Below are 25,688 nucleotides of genomic sequence, written 5' to 3' on the forward strand. Positions count from 1 at the left end.
CAAGCCGTTTCGTTTGGGGTCATCAGAACCGGTAGCTGATACCGGTGCCGATGAGCCACGGATCGAGCTTGACCTTGCCGCTGACAGCACCGGCGCCGGGCAGGGTGGCGTTGACCTCCGGTTCCAGGAACAGCTTCTTCACGTCGAAGTTCAGGCCCCAGTGGTCGTCGAGCTTGATGTCGACGCCCGCCTGCAGCGCCACGCCAAAGGTGTTCTTCAGGTTGAAGCTGGAGAAATCGCCGCGGGGCTTCTCGTTGTAGAACATCGTGTAGTTCACGCCTGCGCCGACATAGGGCTTGATCTCGTCGGTGACGTTGAAGTGGTACTGTAGCGTGAGCGTCGGTGGCAGCAGCCAGGCCTTGCCGATCTCGCCGAGGCCGGCGATCGAGCCGCTGCCGCGTGCCGTGTGTGGCGTCGTGCCGAGGATCAGTTCGGCGGCGATGTTGTCGGTGAAGAAATAGGTGATGTCGAGTTCCGGCACCACGGAATTGCTGACGCCGACCTTTTCGCCGTCGAGCGCGCTGCCGTTGAGATAGAGCGTGCCCTTGTCGTCAGGCAGGACAGCCAGTGCGCGGCCGCGGATCATCCACGGGCCTGGCTCGCTTGCGAGAGGCATTTCTGGTGCCGCGACCGCGCCCGGCTCGGAGAGATCTGCCGCCGTCGCGAGCGCGAGCGGCGCCGCAAGCGCGGCGAAAAGGACGGCAGATGGCAGAATGGCGCGAGTAGGCATGATTTTCCGGACCCCCAGAAGAAGTTGAACATCGCCGGTCAGGGCGTTAGCGGCAGGGATTCTGCGGCCGACGGCACTATGCTCAACAGGGCGTCTCAGCGGTTGTCTTGGATCAATGCGCGCGCGAATCACCAAGCCCTTGGGGATAAAGGTGGATTCGGCTGAAGATGCGATATCCGCGCCAATCCCCTGTCAGGCGGGCATGCGCGGAATGCTGGCAAGAAGACGCTGTGTGTATGGGTGCTTCGGGGCGGCCAAAATGTCGCGGGTCTTGCCGCTTTCGACCACCTTGCCGCGCTCCAGAATGACCATCTCCTCGCAGAGGGCCGCGACGACGCCGAGATCGTGCGAGACGAAAACCAGCGTCAGCTTCTCGGCGAGTGTCTTGAACAGCTCGACGATGCGGATGCGGGTGGAAAGGTCGAGCGCGCTGACCGCCTCGTCGGCGAGTACGATCTGCGGTCGCGCGACGATGGCGCGGGCAATGGCAATGCGCTGGCGCTGGCCGCCGGAAAACTCGTGCGGGTAGCGGTGGAGTGCATCGGCAGGAAGCTCGACCGCTTCGAGCGCCGCGGTGACCGCCTGCGTCCGGTCACCCGGGATCCGCAGCGACCGCAGCGGCTCGCCGATAATGTCGATCACTCGCTGGCGCGGGTCGAGAGAGGAATAGGGGTCCTGGAAAACCGGCTGCACGGCACGACGATAGCGCCGCATGAAGGCGCTGCTGCCGGTGTCGAGGATCTCCTCGCCGAAGCGAATGCTACCGCTCGTCGGGCGAATGAGCCCGAGCATCAGTCGCAGCAGCGTCGTCTTGCCCGATCCGGATTCGCCGACGAGACCGACGCTCACTCCCGGTCGCACCGATATCGAGACGTTGTCGAGGGTGGTCTGCTGGCGGGAATAGCCGAAGCTGACGTTTTGAAGATCGAGCATCATGATCCGGTTGCTCCCAGCGCTTCGTCGAAGAGACGGGCGGCCTCGACCAGCGTCCTGGTATGGTCGTGCTGCGGCTTGCCGAAGACCGAGCCGACCAGTCCCTCCTCGACAGCGATACCGTTCTTCAGCACGAGGACGCGCTCCACCACCTGGGCAACCACGGGCAGGTCGTGGCTGATGAACAGAAGCGCCATGCCGGTCTCGCGCACCAGCTGGTCCAGCAGCTTCAGGATCTCCGCCTGCGTCGTGACGTCGAGCGCGGTCGTCGGCTCGTCGGCAATCAGGAGCTTCGGGCGGCAGGCGAGCGCCATGGCGATGGCGACGCGCTGGCGCTGGCCGCCGGACACTTCGTGCGGGTAGGAATTGATGATGCGGTCGGGTTGCGGCAACGCCACCTTGTCGATGAGGTCGCGGACTTCGCGTTGGACCGCCTCCTTCGTTGCCTTGCCGCCGTCCCGTTCCAGACGCCGGCGAACGGGCTCGGCGATCTGTCGGCCAATCTTCATCAGCGGATCGAGCGCGGTCAGTGGCTCCTGGAAGACGACCGCTGCGGCCACGCCGCGCAGCCGGTTCATCACCCGATCTGTGGCGCCGACCACCTGTTGCCCGTCGAGCGTGATCGAGCCGGCGACAGTGATCGACGGCGGCAGCAGGCCGGTCGCTGCCATTGCCGTCATCGATTTGCCGGAACCGGACTCACCGATCAGGCCGATGCGTTCGCCGGGCCGGATTGAGAGGGAAAGGTCAGAGACCAGCGGCTTGTCGCCGGCGCGGATGTCGAGACCCTTGATGTCGAGAAGCGGCGTCATCGCGATCTCCCCCGTGTCGGATCGGCGATATCGCGCAGGCCGTCGGCTAGGAGGTTCATGCCGATGACGAGTGCAACGAGGGCGATGCCCGGCGCGATCGCGCCGATCGGCGCCGTATAGACGGTCCCTTGCGCTTCCTGCAGCAGCCGTCCCCAGGAGGCGTTCGGCGGCGGCGCACCGAGCCCGAGATAGGAGAGCGACGCCTCGGCGATAACGGCCAGGCCGAACTGCAGGGCGAAGTTGACCGAGAGCGTCGGCCAGATGTTGGGAAGCACATGGCGGAAGACGACTCCGGCCCAGGAGGTTCCCGATGTGCGCGAGGCGACGATGTAATCCTGCCGCAGCACCCGCTTGGCAAGGATGCGGGTCAGCCGCGCGACGATCGCCGAGATGGCAAGCCCGAGCGCCAGGATCGCCGACCAGAGACTGGCGCTGTCGCTTGCCGCCACCACCAGCATGGCAAGCAGCAGGGTCGGAAAGGCGATCAGGATATCGAGCGTCGCGGCCATCACGTCGTCGGCAAGGCGCGTGGCGAAGGCTGCGAGAACGCCGAGGCTGACGCCGATCGCAGCCCCGATCACAACCGCACCCGTGCCGACCAGCAGCGCTGTGCGGGCGCCGATCATCAACTGGGTAAGCAGGTCGCGGCCCAAGCGGTCAGTGCCGAGCCAGTGCAAAAGCGACGGCGCTTCCAGCCGTCCGCCCGAGGCGTTCAATGGATCATAGGGCGTCCAGAAGAGCGTCAGTACCGCAACGGCGACGTTGAGGCCGACGAGCGCAAGGCCGACGGTAAGCGCCAGCGAGCGCCGGCGCTTCGGCGCAGAAACGGATGTACCGATCGAGGTCATGCGTTGCCTCCGACGGCCCGTTCGCGCAGGCGTGGATCGATCAGCCGTTGGGTGAGGTCGGCGGCAAAGCCGATCAGCAGCACCAGCAGGGTGGAGATGAACAGCACGCCCTGAACGTTCGGATAGTCGCGCTGCTCGATAGCAAGCAGCAGCATCGAGCCAAGGCCCGGCAGCGCGAAGACGCGCTCGACGACGACCGCGCCGAGCAAGGTCGTCGCAAGCTCGATGCCGAGGATGGAAACGATCGGCACGGCGCCATTGCGGATGCCGTGGCGAATGAGCGCTTCGGGGAAGCTGGCGCCGAGGGCGCGCGCCGTTCGCAAGTAATCGCTACCGAGAACGTCCTGCGTCGCCGCGCGCACATAGCGCAGCAGTGACGCGCCCATGACGAGGCCGATCGTCATGACGGGCAGGGCGAGCGCATAGAGCACCTGCCCCTCATTCTGCCAGCCGCGGCGGGGAAAGCCGCCCGAAGGGAACAGCCGGAAGGTGACGGCGAACAGCGTGACCAGCAGAATGCCGACCCAGAAGACGGGGATGGCGATGCCGAGCTGCGAAACTGTCGAGATCAGTCCGCCATACCAGCGATCGGCCTTGACGGCTGAGAGGATGCCGAGCGGAACGGCGATCAGGATAGCGAGCACAAAACCCATCAGCGCCAACGGCACGGTGACCGTCAACCGCGCGGCGATCTCCTCGATCACCGGCTTGCCGCTGACGAAGGACGTGCCGAGATCGAAGCGGCCGAGGCTGCCGGCAAAGCGCAGAAACTGCTGCCAAAGCGGCAGGTTCGAGCCGACCTGTTCGCGCGCCTTCTCGATCTGCACGGCATCGGCGCCGACCGAGAGAAGCGCATTGGCGGGGTCGCCCGGCAAAAGGCGCAACAGCACGAACAGCACCACCGCTGCGATCAGCAGCGACAGAAGCAGAATGGCAAAGCGGCGGACGAGATAGGTGAGAATGGTTGCATTCCTTTCTTCTCACGGGATCCGTGATCAGAGAGCTGGCTTTTGCACCAAAAAGAAGAGGGAGGCTAGAGCGTCTCTCGTCTTTGGGAGTGCCTGTGGAAGGCCTGAGAGGCGCTCGGACGAATTGGCGCGAAACGCAATCAGCCCCCGGAACGGATCCAGGGGCTGTCGTTTACGCATCCGGCGCGGATGCGCGCCGGATGGCGATGCCGCTTACTGCTCGCTCTTCTTGATGCCGAAGGCGAAGAACTGCGAGTTCAGGCCGTTCACGGGATAACCGGTGACGGCCGAGCTCGAGACGACGATCTGCGGGTAGAGGTAGAGCCAGTTGCTGGCGGCATCCTCGGCGATGATCGTGTTGGCTTCCTTGAGCTTGGCGGTCTGCTCGTCGGTGTTGGCCGCTGCCTCCGACGCTTTGATCAGGTCGACGACTTTGGGATTGTTGTAGCCCCAGTAGAAGTCCGGATTGCCGTAGAAGACGATGTCGCGGTGATTGACGTGCTCCTGCAAAGTCGCCTGGAAGTCATGCGCTTTGTAGACCTTCGTGTACCACTCGTTGGCGGTGATCACGTTGATCTCGACCTTGATGTTGACCTTGGCGAGTTCGCTCTGGATGAACTGGGCGACGATCGGATGAGGGTCGTAGTTCGGCGTGTCGAGCTTGAAGGTGAAGCCGTCAGCAAAGCCCGCTTCCTTCAGCAGCGCCTTGGCGCTCTCGACGTCATAGGCATCGACGGCGGTGAGGTCCACGTACCAGGGGTCCGTCGGCGGAACGAAGGAGCCGATCAGCGTGCCGTATTCGCCCCAGATCGACGTCAGCAGCTTCTTGTCGTCGATGGCGCGGGCGACCGCCTTGCGGACCTTGACGTTGTCGAAGGGGGCGACGCGGTCGTTGAAGGCGAGCAGTTCCTTGGTCGTCGACTGGCCGGCGGTGACGGTGAAGTCAGGATTGTCCTTGAACTGGGCGATCGAGTCCGGGCTCTGGACGCTGGTGATGATGTCGACGGCGCCGGTCAGGAGCGCATTGTTGAGCGCGGTCGCGTCGGTGAAGTACTGGAAGACGACTTCGCCATTGGTCGGCGCGGTGCCCCAGTATTTGTCGTTGCGGATCAGGGCCAGCGACGAGCCGCGGCGCCATTCGTCGAGGCGGTAGGGGCCGGTGCCATCTTCGCTGGCGTTCAGGTCCTTGGCCGCATCGTTGACGATCCAGACATAGCTCAGATTGTAGGGCAGCGAGATCGAGCGGGCAGACAGCTTGACGACCACCGTCTGGTCATCGGGCGCCTCGATGGCGCTGATGGTTGCAAGGCTTTTCTTGCGCGAGCTCTTGGATTGCTCTGCCGTCACGCGTTCGATGCTGTACTTGACGTCTGTCGCTGTCAGCGGATCGCCGGAGTGGAAGGTGACGCCGGGGCGAAGCTTGAAAGTGTAGGTGAGGCCATCGTCGCTGACGCTCTGCTCGGCCACGAGACCCGGCTGAACGTCGCCGGCATCGGTCAGCGTGAACAGCGCTTCATAGACATTGCCGTTGAAGGCTTCGTTGATGCCCTGGCCGGCGCCGGCGGTGTTGTCGAGGTTCTGCGGCTCATAGAGCGAGCCGATGGTGATCGAGGCGTTGGGATCGAACTTCGCGTCCTCGGCAAAAACGGCCGTGCTCGACGAAAGAGCCAGCGCCAGCGTGGTGGCTGCCAAGGTTGCACCGCGCGCCCGGCGGGTTTGTCCCGCGGTCTTGCCAAAGCCGATGATAGTGCCAGTCATGTCCCAAACTCCTGCTTATGCCTGTTGTGCGGATCGCACCGCCGCCCGAATTCTAGCCATCGGACGATTGCCGTGCATCATACTTATTCCCTAGTAATTTAGTGGAAAAATTGATTTCTTTTGTCTGGCGAAGTTGAAATTTGTACCCGCGATTGCGGCGGTTGGGCAGATGCCTGTTTCGCTTTTCATCGCTCGGTGTCGGCGGAGATATATCAGGCAGACTTTGGACGGCCCGTTGGCGCTTGAGGAATTGACGTGAACTCCTTCCGCTGATTGTGAACGCCAGGCGCCAAGCGGAAATCGATTGTTGTTCGCAAATCTTTTCCCTCGAAAATTGCAAAATGCAACGAGTCGACAAAAGGATTCGACAGTCGGAAGATTCTGATATATCGGCTGATTAATCGTTTAATCACGCGATAGCGGAAACCACTGATTTGGCGCGTTCCGGACCAAAACTGACGAGGATTGCCAGAACGCTGGGCGTCTCCGCGGCGACGGTTTCAAACGCGCTCTCGGGCAAGGGGCGCGTCTCCGCCGAGATGGTGGAAAAGATCCGCGCGACCGCTGCCGAGCTCGGCTATGTGCCGAGCCAGGCGGGCAGGGCGCTGCGCACCGGCCGCACCGGTGTTCTCGGCCTCGTGCTTCCCGATATCGCCAATCCGCTCTTCCCGCAGATCGCCCAGGCAATCGAGCTTGCGGCTTCGTCCTCGGGCTATGGCGTGCTGATCGCCGACTCGCGCGGCGACGTCTCGACCCAGACCAAGGCGATCGAGCGCCTGATCGATCGCGACGTTGATGGCCTGGTGATCGTGCCCAGGCGCGGCACGCGCATTGCCGATGTCGGCTGTCCGGTCGCTGTCATCGATACGCCCTCGACGCCGGGCAACACGGTCGCCGCCGACCATTGGGGTGGCGGCCGGCAGATTGGCGAACACCTTAAGGCTCTCGGCCACCGCCGCGTGATGATCATCGGCAACAATCCCGCCTCGAACGTGCAGAACGACCGCGCCGGCGGTATTCGCTCGGTCTTCGGCGAGGGCACCCAAACCGATACGCTCTGGATCGAGCCGTTGGAAAAGGCGGCCGGCAAGGGCTGTCCGCTCGGCCTCGCCGATAAGGTGGCGGAAGGCTACACGGCCTTTGCTTGCATCTCCGATCTCCATGCGCTGCGCGCGCTCACCGAATTGCAGCGCGCCGGCATCAACGTGCCGGAAAAGGCGAGCGTCACCGGTTTCGACGACCTGATCTGGTCGCCGGTCATCACGCCGGCGCTGACGACCGCGCGCATGGACATGACCGAGATCGCGGCGATCGCCGTCGCAGCGCTCGTGAAGGCGATCAGCGAGCGCGACCCGTCCGATCCCGCGATCGGCGCACCGGTTACGGCGGCGACCTCCAAGGTGCCGATGCATCTGGTCGTCCGGCAATCGGCCGCGGCACCGTCCGCGTCTCAACCCGTTCTTACCACTGCCACCGCAGCTACATCCGTCACCGAAGGAGGACACCAGCCATGAAGAAGTTCTTGCTTGCCTCGAGCGCGCTCTTGCTCGTTACCGCCCCTGTCGCATCCGCTCAGGAAAAGACGCTCACCATTTCCGTCTACGGCTTTGCCCAGGACGCATTCAAGGAACTGGTCTACACTCCGTTCGAACAGAAGTGCGGCTGCAAGCTCGTCGTCGAAACCGGCAACAGCGTCGAGCGCCTCGCCAAGATGGAAGCCAACAAGGCGAGCCCGGTCGTCGACATGGCCGTCGTCTCGATGGCCGACGCGCTTTCGGCCACCCGCGCCGATCTCATCGAAAAGATCGACACCTCGAAGCTCCAGAACTTCAACAAGCTCTACGACCTTGCCAAGGACCCGAACGGCGACGGCATGAGCGTCGGCTACACCTTCTATGCCACTTCGATCGTCTATCGCTCGGACAAGATGGAAGTGAACTCCTGGGCCGATCTTCTGAGCGACAAGAACGCCAGCCACGTCGCCTTCCCGAACGTCACCACCAACCAGGGCCCGCCGGCGCTCTACATGGTCGGCGAAGCCATCGGCAAGAACACGCCTGACCTCAAGGAAGCGATTGCCGCCGTCGGCGCCAAGAAGGACGATATCGTCACCTTCTACGTCAAGTCCTCCCAGCTCGTTCAGCTGATGCAGCAGGAAGAAATCTGGGCCGCTCCGATCGGTCGCTTCTCCTGGGAAGGTTTCACCAAGCTCGGCCTGCCGATCAAGTGGGCAACGCCCAAGGAAGGCCAGACCGGCGGCATGAACGTCATGGTGCTGACCAAGGGCAGCAAGAACCAGGATCTGGCGCTTCAGTTCATGGACTTCTGGCTCTCGACCGAAATTCAGACCGCGCTTGCCGAAAAGCTGGTCGACAGCCCGGCCAACAAGGACGTGAAGGTTTCGCCTGAGATCGCCGAAAACCTCACCTACGGCGAAGAGACCGTGAAGAATCTGAAGCTGATCCCGTCGGCCGTTGCCCTCGACAACCGCGAAGCGTGGCTGTCGGAGTGGAACGCCCAGGTCGGCCAGTAAGACCAAGCCATTGCGACCTCCACCGGCGGATCGTGATCGCCGGTGGAGACCTGATGCGACGGGCGCGATTAGACGCGCCCCGGAATGCCTTGAAAGGAAGAAGGATGTTCCAGAACCGCGCCGAAGCCCTGGCGCTCGCTCTGCCCGCAGCGGTCTTTGCGGCGATCGTCTTTCTGGCGCCGGTGGTGATCCTGCTGGCGGAAGGCTTTCGCAGCGCCGACAGCTGGTCGCTGTCGGCCTATACGACCTTCTTTTCCGATCCGCTGAACCGCACCGTCTTCCTGCGCACCTTCCGGCTCGGCCTGATGGTTACCGTCGTTTCGGCGGTCATCGGCTATGCCGCCGCCTTTGCGATCGTCAATCTGACGCCGCGCAACAAGGGACAGATGATCGGCCTTGTCGTGCTGCCGCTGATGATCTCGTCGGTTGCCCGCACCTATGCCTGGATCGTCATTCTCGGCCGCACCGGCATCGTCAACCAGGCGCTCCAGCTTGTCGGCCTCTCGGATGAGCCGATCCGCTTCCTCTTTACCGAGACCGCCGTGTTCATCGGTCTCTTGCAGCTTTTCCTGCCGCTGATGATCCTGTCGCTGATCAGCGCGCTTGAAAACATGCCGAAGGATGCGATCCCGGCTGCCCGCGTACTCGGCGCCAACTGGTTCCAGGTGTTTTTCAAGGTGATCCTGCCGCTGACCAAGGAAGGCCTGGTGATCGGCGGCACGCTGGTCTTCACCGGCTCGCTCACGGCCTACATCACACCGGCGATCCTCGGTGGCTCCAAGGTGCTGATGCTCGAAACGCTGCTCTATCAGCGCGTCACCGTCGCCAACGATTTCGTCGCGGCCAGCGTCATCGCCTTCATCCTGATCGTCATGAGCTTTGCCGCCAATCTTCTTTTGAAACGGCTTGCCACCGCGAGGAACAAGCGATGACACCTCGTATCTTTACTCCGCTCGTCCTCTTCCTGGTGATCGGCTTCCTGATCGGGCCGTTCTTCATCATCGTCGCCGCGTCGCTCTCCGGCGGCGAGACGCTGGCCTTCCCGCCACAGGGCTTCTCGCTCAAGTGGGTCGCCAAGGTGTTCACGGTCGAGAGCTTCCAGGAAAGTTTCGCGATCTCGATGCTGCTGGCGATCGGCGGAACGGCGGCCGCTCTCGTGCTCGGCGTTCCCGCCTCCTACGCCCTCTCGCGCTACAAGCTGCCTTTTGGCGAAACTATCCGCACGATCGTGTCGCTGCCAATCATCGTGCCCGGTATCATCGTCGGCCTGGCGCTCTTGCGTTACATCGTCGTGCCCTTTGGCCTCAACATCACGCTGACGCTGTTCCTCGCCCACACCGCGCTGGTTCTGCCCTATGCGGTCCGGGTCGTCTCGGCGAGCCTCAACAACCTGCGCTCCGATATCGAGGAGGCAGCTGTGCTGCTCGGCTCCTCGCGCGCCGGCGCCTTCTTCCGCGTGGTGATGCCGAACATCCGCAGCGGCATCCTCGCCGCCTTCATCCTCGGCTTCGTCACGAGCTTCAACCAGGTGCCGGTATCGCTCTTCCTCTCCGGTCCGGGTGTGCGCACCCTGCCGATCGACATGCTCTCCTACATGGAGATCACCTACGATCCGTCGGTCGCCGCCCTCTCCGCGCTGCTCGCCTTCATGTCCATCGGCATCGTCTTCCTTGCCGAACGCTTCCTGGGATTCTCTCGCTATGTCTGACGCCCCCTTCCTCAGCCTTGAAAAACTGACGCTCGCCTATGGCGATACCGTTGCGGTGAAGGACCTCGACCTTTCGATCCGCAAGGGCGAACTGGTGGCCTTCCTTGGGCCCTCCGGTTGCGGCAAGACGACGACGATGCGCTCGATCGCCGGCCTGCTGTCGCCCGCGTCCGGCGCGATCAAGCTCGATGGTGCCGACATCACCCGCGTGTCCGCCAACAAGCGCTCGGTCGGCCTGGTCTTTCAGTCCTATGCGCTGTTTCCGCACCTGACTGTGTTCGAAAACGTCGCCTTCGGCCTGCGGCTGAAGAAGCTGCCGGCCAACGAGATCGAGAGCAAGGTGACCGCCGGTCTCAAGTCGGTCGGGCTTTCGAAGTTTTCCGCCCGCAAGCCGGGCGAACTCTCCGGTGGCCAGCAGCAGCGTGTCGCGCTGGCGCGTTCCATGGTCATGGAGCCGAAGGTGCTGCTGCTCGACGAGCCGCTGTCGAACCTCGACGCTCGTCTGCGCCTCGAAATGCGCACGGAACTGCAGCGGGTGCAGAAGGAAACCGGCGTCACGATGATCTTCGTCACCCACGACCAGGGCGAGGCCCTGTCGCTGGCGGACCGCATCGTCGTCATGCTGAACGGCGCGATCGAGCAGATCGGCACGCCCGAGGATATCTACAACCGCCCGATCTCGCGCTTCGTCGCCGACTTCGTCGGTTTCGAAAACATCTTTGCCGTCGAGGGCGGCAAGCTGAAGGCCGAGAACGGCCCGATCGATCTCTCCGGATCCCTGCCGCCTGACACGGCAGGGCTTGCGTGGCGTCCGCGCATGGTGACCCTTGGTTCAGGTCCTTTCCAAGGCACCGTGCGCGGAGCCTCTTTCTCCGGCAGCACGCGCGAGTACCTGCTCGATACGCCGCTCGGCGCCATCAAGGCGGAAGAGGATGCAGCACTTGCAGCCCGTGAAACCGGTTCTGCCATTGCCTTCGACCTGCCGGTCGAGAAGGCCGCACGCCTCAAGAAGTTCGGGTAAGGTCCGATGGGTGTCTGGATCGATACGGACATGGGGTTCGACGACATTGCCGCAGTGCTTGTCGTCCTTCATGCCGGTGAAGAGATCGACGGCGTTTCGCTGGTTTTCGGTAACACGCCGCTTGACCAGGTGAAGCGCAACGCTGCCGGCGCCGCGCGCGCTTTCGGCTGGGCTTTCCCCATCCATGAGGGGCGCGCCCTGCCGGTGCTCGGCAAGCTCGAAACTGCCGAACGCATCCTTGGCGAAGCCGGCATGCCGACAGCGGGATTGACGCTGCCGGAGGCCGACGCCTTGCCGGTAAGCGAAGCCTTTGCGGCACTTTGCGCCTGGCTGGAGCAGGAGGGGCCGAAGCGGATTCTGGCGCTCGGGCCGCTCACCAATCTCGCTGCCCTTTGCCTTGCCCGTCCGGACTTGGCGAGCCGGATCACCGACCTCACCTGGATGGGGGGCGGCGTCACCAGCGGCAACCATACGGCATCTGCCGAATTCAACGCCTTCGCCGATCCGGAAGCGCTGGCGATCGTGATCGCTCATGGCCTGCCGCTGCGCATGGTCGATCTCGATCTCTGCCGCAAGGTCTTTGCCTACCCCGATGACGTCGCGCCGATCCGCTCGGCGGGTGGCGTCCATGCCGCCCTCATCGCCGATCTGCTTGCCGGCTTCATTTCGATCGGCACCAGTCGCGGCCGGCCGGGCATGGCGATCTACGACCCTTGCGCTGCCGTTGCCTTCGTCAATCCGGGCGCAATCTCGTTTCGCAAGGCGCGCATCGATGTCGAACTCGGAGGGACGCTGGCCCGGGGGCGCACCGTCGTCGAAACGCGCGAAAGCCATGCGATCTTCAATGCCGAATATGCCGTCGATGCCCATGTCGAGACGACCAGGGCTCAGATCCTGGGCGCTTTGATGAAGGAAGCGCAGAAGTGAGTTCCATAGAGCAGCCTCAGGACTTGATGGATGCGGCGCTCCGTAGCCGGGCAGTGGCGGCAGCGCGTGGTGCTGAACCGTTCGACGTTCTGATTTCGGCCGGTACGCTCGTCGACGTGGTGACGGGCGAGCTTCGCCCGGCCGATATCGGCCTTGTTGGATCGTTGATCGCAAGTGTCCACGAACCGGGCACGCGCTCCGATGCGGCAACCATGATCGATGCGACGGGCGCTTACGTTTCGCCCGGTCTGATCGACACCCATATGCACGTCGAAAGCTCGATGGTGACGCCGGCGACCTATGCCAATGCGGTGCTGCCGCGTGGCGTGACGACCGTCGTCTGGGATCCGCATGAGTTTGGTAATGTCAACGGTGTGGCCGGCGTGCGCTGGGCCGCAAACGCCAGTCGCGATCTGCCGCTGCGCACGGTGCTGCTGGCACCGTCGAGCGTGCCGTCAGCACCCGGCCTGGAGCTGGCCGGTGCCGATTTCGACGCTGATGTGATCGCCGACATTTTGAGCTGGCCGGAAATCGGCGGCATCGCCGAAATGATGAACATGCGCGGCGTCATCGACGGTGAGGCGCGCATCACCGGGATCGTTCAGGCGGGGCTTGCCGCCGGCAAGCCAGTCAATGGCCATGCGCGCAGCCTTGCGGGGCCTGATCTCCAGGCCTTCGTGACCGCCGGCGTCAGCTCCGACCATGAACTCGTTTCCGGCGACGATCTGCTGGCAAAACTCAGGGCAGGGCTTTCGATCGAACTGCGCGGTTCGCACGATCACCTGCTGCCGGAATTCGTCAAAACGATCAAGGCTCTGGGCCATCTTCCTCAGACGGTAACGCTCTGCACCGACGACGTTTTCCCGGACGATCTTGCCCATGCCGGCGGTCTCGACGATGTCGTTCGCCGGCTGGTGCGCTATGGCCTGCCCGCCGAATGGGCGCTTCGGGCGGCAACGCTGAATGGCGCGGTCCGCCTGGGCCGGCATGATCTTGGACTTGTGGCGCCAGGGCGTCGGGCGGACATCGTGGTCTTCGAAGATCTCGCTGATTTCCGTGCGCGCACGGTCATCGTCGACGGCAAGACGATTGCAGACGCCGGACGGATGATCGAGCCGCTCAGCGGCATTGCCGCCGAGACCCTGCACGGAACGATGAAGATCGCGCCGCTGTCGGAGAACGACTTCCGCATTCCAGCAGATGGCACGAAGGTCCGCGTCGCGACCATCGACCGGCCGCGTTTTACCCAATGGGGCGATGCCGTTGCCGCGGTTGAGGGCGGCTTCGTCGTTCCGCCCGAGGGGACGACTCTGATCGCCGTGGCGCATCGTCACGGGCGCGCCGATAGCCGACCGGCTGTGGGTCTGCTGTCGAGTTGGGGCGCCTGGCGCGGCGCCTTTGCAACCACGGTATCGCATGACAGCCACAACCTCACGGTTTTCGGCGGCAATGCGCAGGATATGGCGGTCGCTGCAAATGCGGTGATTGCTGCCGGTGGCGGCATGGCCGCTGTGTCCGGCGGCAAGGTCAATGCACTCCTGCCTCTGCCACTCGCGGGGCTGGTTTCCGAGGAGCCGCTGGAAGAGGTGGCGGATAGCTTTGCCGCACTCCGCGAAGCAGTCGGCCGCATCGTCGATTGGCAGCCGCCTTACCTGGTCTTCAAGGCCTGCTTCGGCGCGACGCTCGCCTGCAATGCCGGACCGCACCAGACCGATCGCGGCATCGCCGACGTGGCGACGGGCAAGGTCATGGAAAGCCCGATCCTGGAGATCCTTGAAGCCTGACATTCAAAGGCCGCTAAGGCAGAGCGGCCGTTGAAGTCCGACGTCATTTCCGTATGACAGCTTGCCTCGCCCTTCAAGCGCAGGTTCTAAATCCTTGAGATCGCACGCTCCCGCCTGCTTCTTCGCGATCAAAGCGTTACTCGGCGCGTGCCAGTTCCTGCTCCACGAGGGTCGACCAGAAGGTGGCGCCCGGACCGATCGCGTCGTCGTTGAAATCATAGGCAGTGTTGTGGTGCAGCGCGCCGTCGACGGCGGGGCCGTTGCCGAGCCAGACGTAACAGCCGGGCGCTTCCAGCCCGAAGAAGGCGAAATCGTCGCCGGCGGTCGACGGCGGAAATGACGTCCGGGTCTTCTTGCCGAACACCGCCTGAGCGGCGCTCAACGCCCGGGCAGTGGCATCGGCGTCGTTGACGACGGGCGGAATGCGGCGTTCGAATTCGTAGTCGACGGAAATCCCATACATCTCGGCGGTACCACGCGCGAGCCGGCCGATCTCGGTTTCGAGCTGATCGCGCACTTCGGGCGTATAGGCGCGGGCGGTGCCGCCGATTTCCACCGTATCGGGGATGACGTTGAGCGCCTTCGGGTCGCCGGCGCGCACGGAGCAGGCGCTGACGACGGCTGGCTGTAAGGGATCGACGACGCGGCCGACGATCGACTGCAGCGAGGCAAGGAAGGTGCCGGCGGCCGTCACCGGATCGCGGCCAAGATGCGGCTTGGCGCCATGGGTGCCGACGCCGCGAAAGGTGAGCCGCCAGCTATCCGAAGAGGCAAGCTGCGGACCGGCGACGACGGCCATCTCGTCCGGTTCAAGGCCCGGCATGTTGTGCAGGCCGTAAACCGCGTCGCAAGGGAACAGCTCAAAGAGGCCGTCTTCGACCATACGTTTCGCACCGCCACGCCCTTCCTCGGCCGGCTGGAAGATGAAGTGCACCGTGCCGGAGAAATTACGGGTCTTCGACAGATGGCGGGCGGCGCCGAGCAACATGGTGGTGTGACCATCATGGCCGCAGGCATGCATCTTGCCGGCCTCGCGGGATTTGTAGGGACGGTCGGCGATCTCCGGCATGGCGAGCGCGTCCATATCGGCGCGAAGGCCGATCGAGCGTGTGCCGTTGCCGACCTGCAGCGTGCCGACGACGCCGGTTTTTCCCAAGCCTCGGTGGACCTTTAGACCCGCTTCCTCAAGCCACTTGGCAACGAGATCGCTGGTGCGTACCTCCTCGAAGCCGAGTTCCGGATGGGCATGCAGGTCGCGACGGAAGTCGGTGAGGAAGGTGAGGTCGTCGGCTATTCCGTCTGGCAGGCGCATCGTCAGGCATTCCCATGTTTCATTGCGCGAAGGGCTTGTGAATTCCGCGTGCTTTGCTTGAGCCGCAGCGCCCTTTCGGTTTGATCGAAGTCGCAAACGGTATAGACGAAAACGGCCGGAACCAGAACAGCAAGCCGGCCTTTTTGATCGCCTTTCATTTCGGGCGAAAGCGCGCAGACGAGGACCGGACCGATGCAGCCCCACGACTTCTGGCAGGAAATCTACCCGCCGAAAAGCTTCGATATTCAGGCGGGTTATCGCGATTTCTTCCCGGCGTCCCTCGGCGATGGCAGGCAGATTCTCCTGCCGATCCGTCAACTCGCCGACGGCAAACATGCGCTGGCCTCGCTGATCGTCAATCAGGCGAGCTTTGCTGTTGAGGACGCACTGGCAACGGAACTTGCGGCGAAGCTCGCACCCTATGAGCCCGAAGTCGTCGCCGGTCTGCCGACGCTCGGCCTCACGCTTGCGTCTGCCGTTGCCCGCAAGCTCGGCCATAGCCGCTACGTGCCACTCGGAACGTCCAAGAAGTTCTGGTATGTCGACGATCTCTCCGTGCCGCTCTCCTCGATCACCACGCCCGACCAGAAGAAGCGTCTCTACGTCGATCCGCGCATGTTGCCGTTGCTTGAGGGTAAGCGCGTGGCTCTGATCGATGACGTCATTTCCAGCGGTACGTCGATTCTTGCCGGGCTGACGCTGATGGAAGCCTGCGGCATCGAGCCGGTCGCGATCGGCGCGGCCATGCTGCAGACCGAGCGCTGGCACCAGCCGCTTGCGGACCGTGCACCGCATTGGCCGGAGCGTGTCGTCGGAGTGTTTCAAACGCCCTTGCTTCAGCGGGGTGAAGACGACAGCTGGCGCGCCGCCTGAATTTCTTGGCTTCCGCGCGGCAGCGAAGATAGATTTGTCTATCTGCTCGGGACGTTACGAAAGGACTTGCATGCGGTTCATCAATCCGATCCCTTTCGTCCGCGACATCGATCACTCCCGGGAATTCTACGAGAAGATTGTTGGCCTGACGGTTCGCGAGGATTTCGGAAACTTCGTCCTCTTCGAAGGCGGCTTCGCGATCCATGAAGGACGTTCGCTGGAGCGGACCGTCTGGCGAACAGAGTTTGGTTCGGATGAGCCTTACGGGCGGCGAAATCTGCTGCATTATTTCGAGCACGAGGATGTCGATGCGGCCTTCGCGCGCATTGCGCCGCATGTGGACCTGATCCATCCGGTCGAGCGTCAGGCATGGGGCCAGCGTGTGTTCCGCTTCAGTGACCTGGACGGGCATGCGGTTGAGATCGGAGAGCCGCAGGTGCTGGAATCGCCAATCGACCCGGAGAACCCCTAACTTATTCAGGCGCTGGCTTCATTGAAAGCCAAGGCGCCCTCGCCGTCGCGAAGGCGTCTTGGATTGTGTGCTCTCCTTTAGAGGGCGAAGCGCGGCTTAGTTCGCCGGCCTGACCTGATAATAAACCGTCGACTTCGCGCCGCCCGCCTTGGCGATGGTGTAGACATCGTACGAGGCCTGCGGATCGTTGCCCATGCCGAGCGAGCCTGAAGGCATGCCGGGAACCGCGATGCCGGCGACATCCGGCTTTTCGGCCAGCAGCTTCTTTACCGCTTCGAGCGGTACATGGCCCTCGATGACATAGCCGTCGATGACGGCGGTATGGCAGCCCTCCATGTCGGCCGGAACCGCAAAGCGCGTCTTGATCACCGACATGTCGGCCTCATCGCGCACCTCGACCTTGTAGCCGGCCGCTTCCATTGCGTCGGCCCATTGTTCGCAGCAGCCGCATTGCGGATCCTTGTAGACGGCCATGGTGCCGGTTGCCGCGACGGCGCCCGTCGCAAAGAGGGTGATGCCCGCGATCGTGCCCGCCACGAAATGCCTGCGTAATACGTTCATCGAACATTCCTTTCCATTCTTGCCTGATCTCAGGATTGTGGCGCCCGGGCCGCGCAAAGTCGACCCGGGCAGTTTGTCGCTGCTACTTGATCTCGGTCACGGTCAGCTTGCCGTTGACACGGTCGGCGACGAATTCGATCGACGCGCCTTCCTTGAGCTTGGCAAGCACCGCGTCATCGACGCGGAACACCATGGTCATGGCCGGCATGTCGAGGTTCTTCAGATCCTCATGGTCGATCGTCACCTTCTTGGCCTTGGTGTCGATCTTCTTGACCACGCCCTTGGTGAACTCCGCGGCCTGGGCGGGTAGGGAGAACGTGGCGGTGGAAACAGCCAATGCGAGCGCTGCGAGGAGTTTGCCTACGGTTTTCATGGTTTCATCCTTTCCTGTTTTCTCGGGTTACTTCTTCACTACGTCGAGTGGGCCGTGCATGCCGGCGTCGTAATGGCCCGGCACCAGGCAGGCGAATTCGAAGGTGCCGTCGTTGGTGAACGTCCAGTAGATGTCGCCGGACTTGCCCGGCTCGAGCCGGATGGCGTTCGGGTCGTCGTGCTCCATGTCGGGGAACTTCTCCATGGTGATCTTGTGTTCCTGGATCGTCGCCTTGTCGTCGAGCACGAATTCGTGGGCGAGTTCGCCGGCGTTCCTGATGGCGAAATGGACCGTCTGGCCCTGGCGAACCTTGATGGTTGCCGGGGTAAAGATCATCTTGCCGTCGTCGGTTTCCTTCATGGTGACGCGGATCGTCTGCGTCGACTTCTTGCTGTCGCCGGGCTCGCCGATCGACACCTTGTCGTGGCCGCCGGCGTGGCTGCCGCTGGCGAGCGCCTGGGAGGAAAGGGCGGAGGCGATAACGAGCGCCAGAGCGAGTGCTGATTTCTTCATCGTAATGTTCCTGATGGATTTGAAAGAGGTCATTGCAGTCGGCCGCCCTCTCACGGTTTGGGCGTGAGCACGGTCTTGGCATCCTTGGCCCGCGTCGGTTCCGGCAATGCGCCGGTCCATTCCCAGGCCTGTGTTCCCGGCGGGTTTTCGTACCAACCGGGATCGCTGTAATCGCCGGCGGAGATACCTTCGCGCACCTTCACCACCGAGAACATGCCGCCCATCTCCAACGCGCCGTGCGGACCCCAGCCGGTCATCATCGGGATCGTGTTGTCGGGGAGCGGCATTTCCATTTCGCCCATGTCGGCCATACCGGCCGTACCCATGGGCATGTAGTCGGGCTTCACCTTGCGGATCTTTTCCGCGACCGATTTCTTGTCGGCGCCGATGAAGGTCGGGATATCGTGGCCCATCGCGTTCATCGTGTGGTGCGACTTGTGGCAATGGATCGCCCAGTCGCCCTCGTACTTGGCGTCGAATTCGTAGGCGCGCATGGCGCCGACGGGAATGTCGATCGACACTTCCGGCCAGCGTGCCTCCGGCCGCACCCAGCCGCCATCGGTGCAGGTCACCTCGAAGTCGTAGCCGTGCATGTGGATCGGATGGTTGGTCATGGTGAGGTTGCCGACCCTGACCCGCACGCGGTCGTTCTTGGACACGACCAGCGGGTCGATGTCCGGGAAGATCCGGCTGTTCCAGCACCACATGTTGAAGTCGGTCATTTCCATGATGCGCGGCACATAGGTGCCGGGATCGATGTCATAGGCATTGAGCAGGAACACGAAATCCCGATCGACACGCATGAAGTTTGGATCCTTCGGGTGCACCACGAAGAAGCCCATCATGCCCATGGCCATCTGTACCATTTCGTCGGCATGGGGGTGGTACATGAAGGTGCCGGATTTCACGAGGTCGAACTCGTAGACGTAGGTCTTGCCGGCCGCAATATGCGGCTGCGAAAGGCCGCCGACGCCATCCATGCCCGAAGGCAGGATCATGCCGTGCCAGTGAATGGTGGTGTGTTCCGGCAGCTTGTTGGTGACGAAGATCCGCACGCGGTCGCCTTCGACCGCCTCGATTGTCGGGCCTGGCGACTGGCCGTTATAGCCCCAGAGATAGGCGGTCATGCCGTCGGCCATCTCGCGTTCGACCGGCTCGGCGACAAGGTGGAATTCCTTGATGCCGTTGTTCACACGGTGCGGCAATGTCCAGCCGTTGAGGGTGACGACCGGGTTGTAGTCCGGTCCGCTCGTCGGCACGAGCGGCTTCTGGGTCGCGGCATTGTCCATGCTTGCCGCTTCGGGCAGGCCGGAGTTTGAGGTTTGGGCCCAGGCGGCGGTCGAAACGAGAGCAGCACCGGCGCCGAGGAAGTTTCTTCTGTTGAACATATCTGATCCTTTTTTGATTTAGGGCGGGATGCGTACGGAAAACCGCACACACTTTTCCTGCTCCCGCCCTAGTGTCCGGCGCCGGCTTCCGCTGCCGCGGGCGCTGCCGCGCCTCCAGCCGAGCCGCCCGATCCGCCGCCGTGGATTGCGGTCATCAGATCGGCATCGGCCAGCCAGAAATCGCGCTTCGCGTTGACGGAGAGCACGGTCGAATTGACCTTGGCCCTGACGTCGGCAAGCAGCTCGAAGGTGCTGGTGATCATGCCGTTGTAGCTGAGCGTCGCTTCTTCCTCGATCTTGGTGCGCAGCGGCACGACGTTGTTGCGGTAGTGCCGGGCGATGTCGTAGCGCGAGCGATAGGCCTCGTAGGCTGAGCGTGCTTCCGAGCGGATGTTGACCGCCTTTTCCGCCAGCAGGTTCGCCGAGCGCATATGGGCAAGCTCGGCCTTGCGCATGCGCGCATTGCCGCTGTCGAAGATCGGGATCACGAATTCGAGCTCGAACTGGCCGGTCGTCTCGACCTTGGTGCCATGATCCTCCTTCTCCCGTTCCGCCTCCGCACCGGCGACGAGTTCCAGGTCGGTCACGTAGCGGGTCGCCTCGGTGAGGCTGTAGGACTTGGCCACGGCTTCGAGATCGAGGCGGGCGATCTGCAGGTCGACGCGGCGCTTCAGCGCTTCGGCCTCGATGCTGTCCTTGCGGGCCAGGTTCTTCGGCAGGTTCGGCAGGCGGTTCGGCACCTGGTAGTCGACATCGCTACCCCAGAGACCCATCAGTCGCGTCAGATTTTCCTTGGCAAGACGGGCTGCAAGCCGGGCTTCGGCTGCCTGGCCGGCGAGTTCAGCGTTGAAGACGTGCTCTCGCGCCTGGTTGCCCTTGCCCATGGCGCCGGTCTCACCGAGTTTTGCGGCGAGTTCCGAGGAGGCGTCCGCAGCCGCCTGGGCCTGGTTCAGTTGTGCGACGGTTTCCCATGCGGCAACCGCTTCGATCCAGGCGCGGCGGGTTTCGGCGGCCAGCTGCAGCGTGCTGAGCGCGGCGTTGAGCTGCGCCTGGCGGAAACGCGCGTCGGCGACCGCGATGGTCTTGTCGCGGGTCAGGAGCGCCAGGATGTTGGTGGTGACCAGCCCCTCGATCGCCTTGTAGGCCTGCAGTTCCGGTGTGCCGATCCCGGTCGTGCCGATCGAGACAGTCGGGTTGAGGAACAACGTCGCCTGCCAGGCATCCGCCGACGCGTCGCCGAGATCGGCATAGGCGGCCTGCAGGCCCTTGTTGTTGAGGAGTGCGACCTGAACGGCGGTGTCGGCGTCGATTGTCTTTCGCTTCAGGAGCGCCTTGACCTCGGCATTGACCTTGTCTGCCTGTTCGCGGTTCTGGATCCAGACGCTTTTCTTGGTCGCGGCCGTCGAGACCTTGGCATCCACGGTGGTGAAGCCCGCGTCCTTGGCCGAGTATTCGGTCACGCAGCCGGCGAGCACGAGGGGCAGACCGATGGCGGCCGCGAGGTTGAGCTTGCGAAGCCTCATGACGCGTCTCCCTTGGCGGTCGACTGTGCGTCGTTGAGCGGTCCCCAGGCCTTGGGGCCGGTCGGTTCGCGGTGAGTGTAGCCCGAAATGGGGCTGCGATACTGCGTGCTTCGAATGCCGTTCGTGCTATTGGCGGGATCGCCAAGGCTCGAGACCTCGGCAGGCAATGTGGCAGCGCATCCGCCCAGGATCATGGGCAGGAGCGCCATGGAAAACAAACGTTTCATGGTCAAACCTGAAATGTGAATGGCAGAGGCCGGCGATCGACCGGACGAAACCGGGCGAGCCTTGTCGCGGACGGCGCTAGAGGTGGTCGAGCGTCACATCGGACACGCGGAAACCACGGCAACGCTTCGCACCACTGCAGATCCTTCCGTCGGCCAAGACCAACGGAGACCCGCAGCAGCGGTCACGGATTCACGAAATCAGGCTCTTGGGGGACGATGAAGGCCGTCGAGCTCACCGGGGGTGAGCTGCGGGTGCGGGCCGAAATTGCGGATGGAGCGCGGGAAAGCCGGATGGCTTCCGTCGACATCGCCGAGCACCGCCACGGCGGCGCAGAAGGTCTTGCAACAATCCTTCTTGTCCGACTTGCCGCTTTCTTTTGCCGGCTTCACCTTGCCCTTGTCGAGGCTCGGGCAATGCTCGGTCGCAGCTTGCATCGGATTGGCGGCTGCCTCGATCTGCATCGAGCCGTGCGCGGCCGCATGCATCATGCCGGAGGCGGTGGAAAAAGGCAGCACGGCCAGCGACAAAGCGATCGCCAGCTTCAGCACTATCAGCAAACGCAGATATGTGGTTCGCACGTTCTCCATGATCGATCCGTAGAAACGCCTTTGATTCCTGTCAATGATGCTTGCGCCTGGCGCCGTCACGAATGCGTGAGGCTCAAGGATGCGCACTCGTCGTCACCCGTGCCGCCGGTTGCGGACCGGATCGATGCCGGCCGTACCGAAGCGGGCGGGCTCGGTTGCCTTCGTCGGCGCGTTCGTGGCGTCGGCGAGATCCTCGAGAATGGGACAGTCCGGGCGGCCGTCGCCATGGCAATGGGCGGCGAGATGTTTCAGCGTCCGGCTCATCGCCTTCAGCTCCTCGGCCTTGCGCTCCAGGATCTCGACATGTTCGAGCGCGATCTTCTTGACCTCGCCGCTGGCGCGCTCGCGGTCGCGCCAGAGCGCCAAGAGGTCCGCCATCTGCTCGACAGTGAAACCGAGATCGCGCGAGCGGCGGATGAAGCGCAGCGTATGGACGTCGTTGTCGCCATAGTTGCGATAGCCGGCTTCGCTGCGGTCGGCCTGCGGGATGAGGCCGATCGTCTCGTAATAGCGGATCATTTTCGTCGAGACGCCGGAGGCGCGGGAAGCTTCGCCGATATTCATGATGTCATCCTTTTTACCGCCGTGCGGCCATTCCCTTGAGAATATAAGGGCTCTCCCCGGCTTCCGCCATGCTGGCAATAGCCGGGGAGACGATCGAACCTAGGCCGCCTGTGCTGCGGCAACCGGGCGAAAGGCCCGAAGCCGCAGGGCATTGCCCAGCACGAAGACGCTCGACAGCGCCATGGCACCGGCCGCAAAGATCGGCGACAGCAAGAGGCCGTAGACCGGGTAGAGCGCGCCGGCGGCAACCGGGATCAGTACCGCGTTATAGGCAAAGGCCCAGAACAGGTTCTCCTTGATGTTGCGGATCGTCGCCTTGGACAGCGCGATCGCATTCGGCACACCCAGGAGATCGCCGGACATCAGCACCACGTCGGCGCTCTCGATGGCGACGTCCGTACCGGTGCCGATCGCCAGGCCGACATCGGCTTCGGCGAGCGCCGGCGCATCGTTGATCCCGTCGCCGACGAAGGCGACCGCGCGTCCGCCTTGCTTCAGCTTCTTCAGAGCCGCGACCTTGCCATCTGGAAGCACTTCGGCGATTACCTCGTCGATGCCGAGCTTGGCCGCGATCGCCTCTGCGGTGCGGCGGTTGTCGCCGGTGATCATCGCGACCTTCAGGCCGAGATCGTGCAGCATGCGGATCGCCTGATGCGTCGTCTCCTTGATCGGGTCGGCAACGGCGATGATCGCCGCCAGCTTGCCGTCGATCGCGGCATAGAGCGGGCTCTTGCCTTCCGAGCCAAGGCGGGCCGCCTGGTCGGCGAAGGCCGACACGTCGAGCTTCAGCTGCGTCATCAGGCGGTCGGCACCGACATGGACGGTCCGGCCCGAGACTTCGGCGCTGGCGCCGAACCCGGGGATTGCTTCGAACCTGGCCGGTTCGGCGATCGCCAGTCCCTTTGCTTTGGCTGCGTCGACGATTGCTTCGGCGATCGGGTGCTCGGAGCGGGTCTCCACGGCGGCGACCAGCGTCAGCACGGTATCACGATCGAAGCCTTCGGCGGTTTCGAGGTCGGTCAGTTCCGGGCGGCCCTTGGTCAGCGTACCAGTCTTGTCGACGGCGATGACGGCGGCGTTGCGCAGCGTCTGCAGTGCCTCGCCCTTGCGGAAGAGCACACCCATTTCGGCGGCGCGGCCGGTGCCGACCATGATCGAGGTCGGGGTGGCAAGGCCCATGGCGCAAGGGCAGGCGATGATCAGCACGGCGACGCCGTTGACGAGCGCGAAGGTGAGCGCCGGATCCGGACCGAAGACCAGCCAGACGCCGAAGGTCAAAAGCGCAATCGCGATGACGGCTGGCACGAACCAGGCGGTGACGCGGTCGACCAGCGACTGGATCGGCAGCTTGGCGCCCTGGGCCTGCTCGACCATCTTGATGATCTGCGCCAGCACCGTATCGGCGCCGACCTTGGTGGCCCGGAAGGTGAAGGAGCCGGTTTTGTTGATCGTGCCGCCGACGACTTCGCTGCCGGCCACCTTTTCGACCGGAACCGGCTCGCCGGTGATCATCGATTCGTCGACATAGGAGTTTCCGTCGAGGACGCTGCCGTCGACAGGAACCCGGTCGCCCGGGCGCACGACGACGGTGTCGCCAGTCTGCACGTCGGACAGCGGCACCTCGACCGTCTCGCCGTTGCGGATGACGCGGGCGGTCTTTGCCTGCAGGCCCATCAGATGCTTGATCGCCTCGGAGGTCCGGCCCTTGGCGCGCGCCTCCAGGAACCGGCCGAGCAGGATCAAGGTGACGATGACTGCAGCTGCCTCGTAATAGACGTTGGCCGTACCGTCTGGCAGAAGCTCGGGCGCGAATGTGGCGACGACCGAATAGATCCAGGCGGCGGAGGTGCCGATCGCGACCAATGAGTTCATGTCCGGCGCCAGGCGGAAGAGGGCGGGGACACCCTTCTGGTAGAAACGCAGGCCCGGGCCGAAGAGCACCAGCGTCGTCAGCGCGAACTGCAGATACCAGCTTTCCTGCATGCCGATATTGTTCATGACGAATTCGTGCACGCCCGGGATGAAGTGCGAGCCCATTTCAAGCACGAAGATCGGCAGCGTCAGGACGCCGGCAATCAGCAACGCGCGCCCAAGCTTTCGCGTCTCCTGTTCGCGCTTCTCGCCTTCGCGGTCGACGCTTTCGTCGCCGGTGATGCGCTTGGCGGCATAGCCGGCAACGCGAACCGCCTCTTCGAGTGCGGCGGCGGTGGCGATGCCCCTGGTTATGCGCACCGACGCGCGCTCGGTCGCCAGATTGACGTTGGCTTCGGTGACGCCCGGCACGGTCTTCAGCGCCTTTTCAATGCGGGCGACGCAGGACGCGCAGGTCATGCCTTCGATGGTGAGCTCGACCGTGTCTTCGGCCGCACCATATCCGGCATTCTCGATCGCCTTGACGATGTCGGCCGACTTGGTGCTGGCATCGAAGCGGACGTCAGCGCGTTCCGTTGCAAGGTTGACCGAGGCTTCGGTCACACCAGGCACAGCGCGAATAGCCTTTTCGACGCGCGCCACGCAGGATGCGCAGGTCATGCCCTCGACGGGAATGCTGGCGCTCAATGCGGCGGCGGACATCGCTTCGAGGTCGTTTGTTCTAATGGGGGTCACAGATCCCATGATCGTGCTCCTTTCTCTGTCTTTTGTCACAACATGGGGCTTCCAACGATGGGAAGGTCAAGGGCGCAAAAGAGATTTCTGCACGCCATCTTCAGAGCGGCTGGGAGAGGTCTGCCACCGCAGCGATAATGGCCCGCGATGCACGATGAAGCCGCCTCGACCAAGTTCAGCCGCGAGGCCCGGCAGGTTTGTCAAAGCGCAGTTCGAATGGCTCCCGGTTTGCCGGCGATCGCAAGGCTGCGACCGTGCTTCGCCTGCCTCTTGCGAGTGAACTGCATCGGATCCATCCTGTAGAAGTTGCGTCCCATAGGGAGGTTAGGATGACGGCTTATAATTGTGTCCGTTTCCGCGTGAGACCCGGTCAAGAGGAACGGTTTGAGCAGCTGTTTCGCAGCGCTGGTCGCGACTTTGAAGGCTTGAGGAAGATGGCGCTCAGCAAGTCAGCGGATGGATCGTATTTCTCAATTGCCGAATGGGAAAGCCTTGAGGCGATCGCCGCGGCACGGCCCATGATGAAGGCGAACCTCGACACGTTCCGCGATACGCTCCTGGAACTCAGCCAGGATCTCGGGGTCACGGACCCGATTTCCGGCGAGGCGATCTTCGAAATGACGCGTTAGAGCAATATGCTGCGCAAGGCGTGACGGCAACAGCTC

Annotated in this window: 26 protein-coding genes; 10 read left to right on the forward strand and 16 right to left on the reverse strand. The window is 63.4% G+C overall.

What is annotated here, in order from left to right:
* Window positions 1–22: 22 nt before the first annotated feature.
* From IB277_RS13125 to IB277_RS13150, 6 genes are all read right to left on the reverse strand, one after another.
* Window positions 23–730: an OmpW family protein gene (locus tag IB277_RS13125; RefSeq protein ID WP_060530260.1), complete on the reverse strand. Its 708-nt coding sequence runs from the start codon at window positions 728–730 to the stop codon at window positions 23–25.
* Between the two features lie 192 nt (window positions 731–922).
* Window positions 923–1,669, reverse strand: a complete 747-nt coding sequence (locus IB277_RS13130; protein ID WP_112974731.1) for an ABC transporter ATP-binding protein — start codon at window positions 1,667–1,669, stop codon at window positions 923–925.
* Window positions 1,663–2,475 carry an ABC transporter ATP-binding protein gene (locus IB277_RS13135; RefSeq protein ID WP_112974732.1) on the reverse strand — a complete coding sequence of 271 codons (813 nt, stop codon included), beginning with the start codon at window positions 2,473–2,475 and terminating at the stop codon, window positions 1,663–1,665. Before IB277_RS13135 ends, IB277_RS13130 begins: the two co-directional genes overlap by 7 nt.
* A complete protein-coding gene (locus tag IB277_RS13140) occupies window positions 2,472–3,323 on the reverse strand; it encodes an ABC transporter permease (protein ID WP_060521747.1) in 852 nt (283 codons plus the stop codon). Before IB277_RS13140 ends, IB277_RS13135 begins: the two co-directional genes overlap by 4 nt.
* The gene (locus tag IB277_RS13145) at window positions 3,320–4,285 is read right to left on the reverse strand and encodes an ABC transporter permease (protein WP_192371289.1); all 966 of its coding nucleotides are present in this window, start codon (window positions 4,283–4,285) and stop codon (window positions 3,320–3,322) included. The genes IB277_RS13140 and IB277_RS13145 overlap by 4 nt, the downstream gene beginning before the upstream one ends.
* A gap of 219 nt (window positions 4,286–4,504) precedes the next feature.
* Entirely contained in the window at window positions 4,505–6,049 is a 1,545-nt protein-coding gene (locus IB277_RS13150) for an ABC transporter substrate-binding protein (RefSeq protein WP_060530264.1), read from the reverse strand.
* A 434-nt stretch (window positions 6,050–6,483) separates the two neighbouring features.
* Here IB277_RS13150 and IB277_RS13155 point away from each other — a divergent pair, with 434 nt between their 5' ends.
* From IB277_RS13155 to IB277_RS13185, 7 genes are all read left to right on the forward strand, one after another.
* Window positions 6,484–7,563: a LacI family DNA-binding transcriptional regulator gene (locus IB277_RS13155; protein ID WP_192371032.1), complete on the forward strand. Its 1,080-nt coding sequence runs from the start codon at window positions 6,484–6,486 to the stop codon at window positions 7,561–7,563.
* Window positions 7,560–8,582, forward strand: coding sequence for a PotD/PotF family extracellular solute-binding protein (locus IB277_RS13160; RefSeq protein ID WP_060586131.1), 1,023 nt, complete (start codon window positions 7,560–7,562; stop codon window positions 8,580–8,582). The genes IB277_RS13155 and IB277_RS13160 overlap by 4 nt, the downstream gene beginning before the upstream one ends.
* A gap of 104 nt (window positions 8,583–8,686) precedes the next feature.
* On the forward strand, window positions 8,687–9,514 hold the full coding sequence (locus IB277_RS13165) for an ABC transporter permease (protein ID WP_060586133.1): 828 nt from the start codon (window positions 8,687–8,689) through the stop codon (window positions 9,512–9,514).
* Window positions 9,511–10,290 carry an ABC transporter permease gene (locus IB277_RS13170; protein ID WP_060586135.1) on the forward strand — a complete coding sequence of 260 codons (780 nt, stop codon included), beginning with the start codon at window positions 9,511–9,513 and terminating at the stop codon, window positions 10,288–10,290. The genes IB277_RS13165 and IB277_RS13170 overlap by 4 nt, the downstream gene beginning before the upstream one ends.
* Entirely contained in the window at window positions 10,283–11,311 is a 1,029-nt protein-coding gene (locus tag IB277_RS13175) for an ABC transporter ATP-binding protein (RefSeq protein ID WP_060521736.1), read from the forward strand. The genes IB277_RS13170 and IB277_RS13175 overlap by 8 nt, the downstream gene beginning before the upstream one ends.
* Window positions 11,312–11,317: 6 nt before the next feature.
* Window positions 11,318–12,238, forward strand: coding sequence for a nucleoside hydrolase (locus tag IB277_RS13180; protein ID WP_060586137.1), 921 nt, complete (start codon window positions 11,318–11,320; stop codon window positions 12,236–12,238).
* Window positions 12,239–12,264: 26 nt separating this feature from the next.
* Complete coding sequence (locus tag IB277_RS13185) at window positions 12,265–14,022, forward strand: adenine deaminase (protein ID WP_060644309.1); 1,758 nt, start codon at window positions 12,265–12,267, stop codon at window positions 14,020–14,022.
* 136 nt (window positions 14,023–14,158) lie between these two features.
* Here IB277_RS13185 and IB277_RS13190 read toward each other — a convergent pair whose 3' ends face one another.
* A complete protein-coding gene (locus tag IB277_RS13190) occupies window positions 14,159–15,334 on the reverse strand; it encodes a M20 aminoacylase family protein (protein ID WP_113080918.1) in 1,176 nt (391 codons plus the stop codon).
* 156 nt (window positions 15,335–15,490) lie between these two features.
* On the opposite strand from IB277_RS13190, the gene IB277_RS13195 reads away from it, so the two are divergent.
* Both IB277_RS13195 and IB277_RS13200 read left to right on the forward strand, forming a co-directional pair.
* Window positions 15,491–16,207: a phosphoribosyltransferase gene (locus IB277_RS13195; RefSeq protein WP_280138786.1), complete on the forward strand. Its 717-nt coding sequence runs from the start codon at window positions 15,491–15,493 to the stop codon at window positions 16,205–16,207.
* A gap of 70 nt (window positions 16,208–16,277) precedes the next feature.
* Complete coding sequence (locus IB277_RS13200) at window positions 16,278–16,679, forward strand: VOC family protein (protein WP_060644310.1); 402 nt, start codon at window positions 16,278–16,280, stop codon at window positions 16,677–16,679.
* A 96-nt stretch (window positions 16,680–16,775) separates the two neighbouring features.
* Here IB277_RS13200 and IB277_RS13205 read toward each other — a convergent pair whose 3' ends face one another.
* The 9 genes from IB277_RS13205 to IB277_RS13245 all read right to left on the reverse strand — a co-directional run bounded on the left by IB277_RS13205 (window position 16,776) and on the right by IB277_RS13245 (window position 24,990).
* Window positions 16,776–17,240, reverse strand: coding sequence for a DUF411 domain-containing protein (locus tag IB277_RS13205; protein ID WP_034799270.1), 465 nt, complete (start codon window positions 17,238–17,240; stop codon window positions 16,776–16,778).
* An 82-nt stretch (window positions 17,241–17,322) separates the two neighbouring features.
* The gene (locus tag IB277_RS13210) at window positions 17,323–17,613 is read right to left on the reverse strand and encodes a copper-binding protein (RefSeq protein ID WP_060644311.1); all 291 of its coding nucleotides are present in this window, start codon (window positions 17,611–17,613) and stop codon (window positions 17,323–17,325) included.
* 27 nt (window positions 17,614–17,640) lie between these two features.
* The gene (locus tag IB277_RS13215; RefSeq protein WP_034799273.1) at window positions 17,641–18,126 is read right to left on the reverse strand and encodes a plastocyanin/azurin family copper-binding protein; all 486 of its coding nucleotides are present in this window, start codon (window positions 18,124–18,126) and stop codon (window positions 17,641–17,643) included.
* A gap of 50 nt (window positions 18,127–18,176) precedes the next feature.
* The gene (locus IB277_RS13220; RefSeq protein WP_192371033.1) at window positions 18,177–19,514 is read right to left on the reverse strand and encodes a multicopper oxidase family protein; all 1,338 of its coding nucleotides are present in this window, start codon (window positions 19,512–19,514) and stop codon (window positions 18,177–18,179) included.
* Window positions 19,515–19,582: 68 nt separating this feature from the next.
* The gene (locus tag IB277_RS13225) at window positions 19,583–21,037 is read right to left on the reverse strand and encodes a TolC family protein (protein ID WP_060530271.1); all 1,455 of its coding nucleotides are present in this window, start codon (window positions 21,035–21,037) and stop codon (window positions 19,583–19,585) included.
* Window positions 21,034–21,264, reverse strand: a complete 231-nt coding sequence (locus tag IB277_RS13230) for a hypothetical protein (RefSeq protein ID WP_060530272.1) — start codon at window positions 21,262–21,264, stop codon at window positions 21,034–21,036. The genes IB277_RS13225 and IB277_RS13230 overlap by 4 nt, the downstream gene beginning before the upstream one ends.
* Before the next feature lie 198 nt (window positions 21,265–21,462).
* Complete coding sequence (locus tag IB277_RS13235) at window positions 21,463–21,852, reverse strand: hypothetical protein (protein WP_112974736.1); 390 nt, start codon at window positions 21,850–21,852, stop codon at window positions 21,463–21,465.
* Between the two features lie 93 nt (window positions 21,853–21,945).
* Window positions 21,946–22,416 carry a Cu(I)-responsive transcriptional regulator gene (cueR, locus tag IB277_RS13240; protein WP_034799282.1) on the reverse strand — a complete coding sequence of 157 codons (471 nt, stop codon included), beginning with the start codon at window positions 22,414–22,416 and terminating at the stop codon, window positions 21,946–21,948.
* Between the two features lie 99 nt (window positions 22,417–22,515).
* On the reverse strand, window positions 22,516–24,990 hold the full coding sequence (locus IB277_RS13245; RefSeq protein ID WP_060644316.1) for a heavy metal translocating P-type ATPase: 2,475 nt from the start codon (window positions 24,988–24,990) through the stop codon (window positions 22,516–22,518).
* Window positions 24,991–25,352: 362 nt separating this feature from the next.
* Between IB277_RS13245 and IB277_RS13250 the strand changes: the two genes are divergently transcribed.
* Window positions 25,353–25,652 (forward strand): antibiotic biosynthesis monooxygenase family protein, encoded by a 300-nt coding sequence (locus IB277_RS13250; protein ID WP_060644317.1) that lies wholly within the window; start codon window positions 25,353–25,355, stop codon window positions 25,650–25,652.
* The last annotated feature ends 36 nt before the right edge of the window (window positions 25,653–25,688 follow it).

The sequence above is a fragment of the Ensifer sp. ENS07 genome (genome assembly GCF_014852185.1).
GTDB classification, from domain to species: domain Bacteria; phylum Pseudomonadota; class Alphaproteobacteria; order Rhizobiales; family Rhizobiaceae; genus Ensifer; species Ensifer adhaerens.

Bases quoted from the DNA above. Each gene is read 5' to 3' on its own strand.
- IB277_RS13125 (WP_060530260.1), bottom strand. From the start codon at position 730: ATGCCTACTCGCGCCATTCTGCCATCTGCCGTCCTTTTCGCCGCGCTT.
- IB277_RS13135 (WP_112974732.1), bottom strand. From the start codon at position 2,475: ATGACGCCGCTTCTCGACATCAAGGGTCTCGACATCCGCGCCGGCGAC.
- IB277_RS13140 (WP_060521747.1), bottom strand. From the start codon at position 3,323: ATGACCTCGATCGGTACATCCGTTTCTGCGCCGAAGCGCCGGCGCTCG.
- IB277_RS13150 (WP_060530264.1), bottom strand. From the start codon at position 6,049: ATGACTGGCACTATCATCGGCTTTGGCAAGACCGCGGGACAAACCCGC.
- IB277_RS13160 (WP_060586131.1), top strand. From the start codon at position 7,560: ATGAAGAAGTTCTTGCTTGCCTCGAGCGCGCTCTTGCTCGTTACCGCC.
- IB277_RS13165 (WP_060586133.1), top strand. From the start codon at position 8,687: ATGTTCCAGAACCGCGCCGAAGCCCTGGCGCTCGCTCTGCCCGCAGCG.
- IB277_RS13170 (WP_060586135.1), top strand. From the start codon at position 9,511: ATGACACCTCGTATCTTTACTCCGCTCGTCCTCTTCCTGGTGATCGGC.
- IB277_RS13175 (WP_060521736.1), top strand. From the start codon at position 10,283: ATGTCTGACGCCCCCTTCCTCAGCCTTGAAAAACTGACGCTCGCCTAT.
- IB277_RS13180 (WP_060586137.1), top strand. From the start codon at position 11,318: ATGGGTGTCTGGATCGATACGGACATGGGGTTCGACGACATTGCCGCA.
- IB277_RS13185 (WP_060644309.1), top strand. From the start codon at position 12,265: ATGGATGCGGCGCTCCGTAGCCGGGCAGTGGCGGCAGCGCGTGGTGCT.
- IB277_RS13190 (WP_113080918.1), bottom strand. From the start codon at position 15,334: ATGCGCCTGCCAGACGGAATAGCCGACGACCTCACCTTCCTCACCGAC.
- IB277_RS13200 (WP_060644310.1), top strand. From the start codon at position 16,278: ATGCGGTTCATCAATCCGATCCCTTTCGTCCGCGACATCGATCACTCC.
- IB277_RS13205 (WP_034799270.1), bottom strand. From the start codon at position 17,240: ATGAACGTATTACGCAGGCATTTCGTGGCGGGCACGATCGCGGGCATC.
- IB277_RS13210 (WP_060644311.1), bottom strand. From the start codon at position 17,613: ATGAAAACCGTAGGCAAACTCCTCGCAGCGCTCGCATTGGCTGTTTCC.
- IB277_RS13215 (WP_034799273.1), bottom strand. From the start codon at position 18,126: ATGAAGAAATCAGCACTCGCTCTGGCGCTCGTTATCGCCTCCGCCCTT.
- IB277_RS13220 (WP_192371033.1), bottom strand. From the start codon at position 19,514: ATGTTCAACAGAAGAAACTTCCTCGGCGCCGGTGCTGCTCTCGTTTCG.
- IB277_RS13225 (WP_060530271.1), bottom strand. From the start codon at position 21,037: ATGAGGCTTCGCAAGCTCAACCTCGCGGCCGCCATCGGTCTGCCCCTC.
- IB277_RS13230 (WP_060530272.1), bottom strand. From the start codon at position 21,264: ATGAAACGTTTGTTTTCCATGGCGCTCCTGCCCATGATCCTGGGCGGA.
- IB277_RS13235 (WP_112974736.1), bottom strand. From the start codon at position 21,852: ATGGAGAACGTGCGAACCACATATCTGCGTTTGCTGATAGTGCTGAAG.
- cueR (WP_034799282.1), bottom strand. From the start codon at position 22,416: ATGAATATCGGCGAAGCTTCCCGCGCCTCCGGCGTCTCGACGAAAATG.
- IB277_RS13245 (WP_060644316.1), bottom strand. From the start codon at position 24,990: ATGTCCGCCGCCGCATTGAGCGCCAGCATTCCCGTCGAGGGCATGACC.
- IB277_RS13250 (WP_060644317.1), top strand. From the start codon at position 25,353: ATGACGGCTTATAATTGTGTCCGTTTCCGCGTGAGACCCGGTCAAGAG.